Origin of the sequence: Synechococcales cyanobacterium T60_A2020_003, assembly GCA_015272205.1 — a bacterium.
GTDB lineage: Bacteria > Cyanobacteriota > Cyanobacteriia > RECH01 > RECH01 > JACYMB01.
Genome location: JACYMB010000235.1, coordinates 1 through 3,273, shown reverse-complemented (window position 1 = coordinate 3,273; position 3,273 = coordinate 1). Strand labels below are relative to the sequence as shown.

The window sequence follows — 3,273 nt, the reverse complement described above, 5'->3', positions numbered from 1 at the left end:
CTCATCTGAATTCTGCTTGCTGCTTTCCTTTTTGGATCAATTGGATAAAGTCGAGCTTAGAGGGCGATCGCTCGTTCCTCGCTGGAGTCGTGTGGCATCTACTTGACAAAATCCCATGACAGGAATTTAGGGTGAGGGTTACAAAAGCGGGATGCGCCCTCTACGCTTGCATGTGCTTATCTAACACTCTCTGCGCCATCGGCTTATAAAGCAAATGGAACAGTACCTCGATATAGCGCAGCAAGTCCTCGCGATTCTCCTTCGAGGTGTAGTTCCAGAAGCCATAGATCTTCGATAGCGAGAGTAAGCGCGTCGCGTGGATTTTCCAGGTATAGGTGCTGTAGACCCGATCAATGCCGCGATCGGAGATTTGCTTCCAGTAATCGGGATTTTGATCACACTTGGTACAGAAGTCTAAAATCACCTCTGCCATCTCCTCGTGATAGGTGGGATTGACGTAGAAGCCGTTGACCTTATTCTGAATAATTTCGAGGGGGCCACCAAATCGGGTGCCAAAGGTGGGCAACCCGGAAATCATGGCCTCTAGAATGGTGAGACCAAACGCCTCGAACAAGGCTGGCTGTACAAAGAGTCCCTGCCGATCCGCAATAATGCGATAGATTTCGCCAGAATCCGCCTTGGGAAGCCGCACCCCTAGCCAGCGAATTTTCCCATGCAGGTTGTACTCGTCAATGATTTGATAGAGCTTCTGAATTTCGCTGATTTCTTCATGGTCGTTAGAGTCCTCAGTGCGGAGTTTTCCGGCGACCAGAATCAAGTTGCAATAATTTTGTAAATCCTTGCTTTTGCCAAAGCACTCAGCAAGCCCCGTGAGATTTTTAATCCGATCCATCCGCGCCATTGAGAAAATAGGACGCTTGGTGGGGTCATCTAACGTACCGTAAATAATTGAGGGGTCGTCTAGCGTAAACAGCATGTCTTCGAGGCGATCGCGATCGCTCAACACCCGATCATCGGTGCGGTAGTACGGGAAATAGACATTCTCATTCACCCCCGGCGGCACCACATTGAACTTCGGGTTAAATAGCTCAATTCCATCGACCACGTGATACAGTTCCGGCATCGTAAACCGCTTGTAGGACTCGTACTGTCCCACGCTCTCCTCCGTCCCAACAATTTCCTGGTACGTACTGCTGATGATAAAGTTTGCCGCGTTCATGGCGATTAAGTCCGCCGTAAACTGAATGGAGAAGTGATACTGGTCTTCTAAATCTTGCCAGTACAAGTTGCTGAACAAATATTTTGACTTCTCAAGGGCATGGGCAATATTGCACTGCGTGACTTTCAGGTTACGTGCCATCAAGAACGCCACAAGGTTTCCGTCTGAGTAGTTACCCACAATCAGATCCGGCTTGCCTTGGAGTTCGGCCAGCAGCTCGCGCTGGGCATCAATGGCAAAGGTTTCTAAGTACGGCCAGATTTCAAAGCGGGAAATCCAGTTTTGGGTCACCTTGGGGTTAAACTCTCGGAACGGAACCCGCAAAATCCAAACGTTCTGGGTACAGTATACTTTTTCGAGCCGTTGGTTACACAGTGTACCGTCGCTATTGGGAATCAGGCGGGTCAGCACCATCACCTTGGGATGGGCGGCCTGCACATCTAGACCTGCTAACTCAATTTCTTCCTGAAGCTGCTTTTCAATACTGCGAACCTGATCCAGGATGTAGACGACTTGTCCCCCGGTATCAGGACGACCCAGCACCCCTTCCTGACCAAACCAACCGTGGGGCGACACCAGCACCACTTTGAAGATCATCGGAATCCGGGAAATGAAGGCTTCGAGTACCTGGTGATCCGCCGAATCCATGAGCTGGTCGAGAATTTCCAACGTTTCCCGAACACGGCTAGCCGTATTGCCCCATCCTGGTTCAAACCCCATTTCCTGAAACTCAAACCGGAAGCGATTGTAGGGTTCATCATCTGCCAACCGACCCACAAACGTCAGTGCCCGCTTTACCTGATCGGAAAGCTGTTCCTTGGTTCGAATGCGTCCGTTGATCAGCAGTTGAATGCCGTTATAGCAATGCAAACTCAAGAATTGATACAGAGCCTCCATCCAGCGGCTAGAGTCCTGGAACAGCTTGCTGGACAGGAAGCGATTCAGGAACGCTACGCCTTTACCAATGTTTTTGGGATCGCGCAGCGTAGGCGCATAGTCATAAAAGGGAGCAAAATCTAACTCTAAGACATCCCCCTCTTGCGGGTTGTAGCGTCCCACAAAGCGATCGCGCAGATCGAGCAATTCCTGAACGGGCATTGGCTCTACAGTCAGGTCTTCCAAAATCCGGTACGATTGCTCGCGGGCAATCTGGGGTCGGATGATCACACAGAAGCTTTCTCGGTCAACAATAATTTCCTGGGTATAGTAAATCAGTTTGCTGAGCGCGGATGAGTTACGAAACGAATCGCCCTTTTCGTGGTCTGCACAATATTCATTAAATGCAATCAGAATGTCGTTTCTCAGCAAATAACGCTGCTCGCGGTTGCGCAACTCGCTGGCAAACTGACGTAAATCGTTTCGCTCATGGCTCTCAAGCACAGACTGAATCAGCTCGGACATGGCAACTTCCTTACTCTTAAAATCATTAATGCATTGAACAATTGGACTGGGTTTCAAGAATCAGATCGGCAAGATTTTTCCTACCCATAGGCTGATTTCAGCAACCGCAGTCATCAGGGATGTTGCGATCGAAGGGCATCCAAACACCGAACGGTGAATTCTGAGATAAGGCAGCAGGCGATCGCCCTTGGATTTCACCCGAATCCCACCTACCGCAAAGCCAGAGCGACCGTGTACGCCTCAGAAATAGACCTTCTGCTTCCGCATAGCCGCATCTTCACAATCATTGCCCAAGGGCGTTCCTAGTACGAAGTATAGAAAAGATGCAGGGATTCAGCCGTCTACCTCGTGACAGAAATCCGATTTGTAAAAATATGGGTTATGCTTAGCCATTCAATGCTAGGCTGGCCGAAATTCAGCGATCGCATACAATAGCCATCATCTGAAATCGCGGTAAACTCTGTAGACGGTATTGCATGTAGGAGCGGGATCGGCCATGTGTGGAATTGTCGGCTATATTGGCACTCAACCTGCAAGCGGCATCTTGCTAGACGGGTTGCGGAAGTTGGAATATCGGGGATACGACTCGGCGGGTATCGCCACGGTATTTGAAGACGCAATCCAGTGCATTCGGGCAAAAGGCAAACTGCAAAACTTGCAGCAAAAGCTAGAAGGATTGGAGAATCCAGCGC

3 protein-coding genes are annotated in these 3,273 nt (G+C 49.7%); 2 read left to right on the top strand and 1 reads right to left on the bottom strand.

Features of this window, described 5'->3' with window-relative positions; all coding sequences use genetic code 11:
* Window positions 1–160 precede the first annotated feature (160 nt).
* Window positions 161–2,581, bottom strand: coding sequence for a sucrose synthase (locus tag IGR76_11805; GenBank protein MBF2079175.1), 2,421 nt, complete (start codon window positions 2,579–2,581; stop codon window positions 161–163).
* Window positions 2,582–2,734: 153 nt separating this feature from the next.
* Between IGR76_11805 and IGR76_11800 the strand changes: the two genes are divergently transcribed.
* Together IGR76_11800 and IGR76_11795 are read left to right on the top strand one after the other, a co-directional pair.
* Window positions 2,735–2,887 carry a hypothetical protein gene (locus tag IGR76_11800; GenBank protein MBF2079174.1) on the top strand — a complete coding sequence of 51 codons (153 nt, stop codon included), beginning with the start codon at window positions 2,735–2,737 and terminating at the stop codon, window positions 2,885–2,887.
* Between the two features lie 190 nt (window positions 2,888–3,077).
* Window positions 3,078–3,273, top strand: a 196-nt coding sequence (locus IGR76_11795; protein MBF2079173.1) for a glutamine--fructose-6-phosphate aminotransferase, incomplete at its 3' end; no start/stop codon positions are given.